The organism is Achromobacter sp. SIMBA_011 (assembly GCF_046535435.1).
GTDB classification, from domain to species: Bacteria; Pseudomonadota; Gammaproteobacteria; order Burkholderiales; family Burkholderiaceae_B; genus Achromobacter; species Achromobacter dolens.
The window spans coordinates 1-272 of sequence record NZ_JAWRWN010000458.1; the positions used below are offsets into that span (position 1 = coordinate 1).

At 67.3% G+C, this 272-nt stretch carries 1 protein-coding gene; it reads right to left on the reverse strand.

What is annotated here, in order from left to right:
• Window positions 1-272, reverse strand: a 272-nt coding sequence (locus SB816_RS31705; protein ID WP_410548208.1) for a sugar phosphate nucleotidyltransferase, incomplete at both ends; no start/stop codon positions are given.

Genomic DNA, 272 nt, shown 5'->3' on the forward strand with positions numbered 1-272 from the left:
GTTCGTTCGCGAGCAGCGACTGCACGGCGTCGGTGAGCTGCAGCTCGCCGCCCGCGCCCGGCTTGATCCGGCGCAGATGATCGAAGATCGTCGGCATGAACACGTAGCGGCCGACCACGCCGAGGTTCGACGGCGCATCTTCCGGCGCCGGCTTCTCGATGATGCCCGCCAGCTTGATGATGTCCTCTTCCCATTCGCGGCCCTCGACGACGCCGTACGAGCGGCTGTCCTCGCGCGCGATCGTCTCGACCCCGATCACCGAGCTGTGGTAG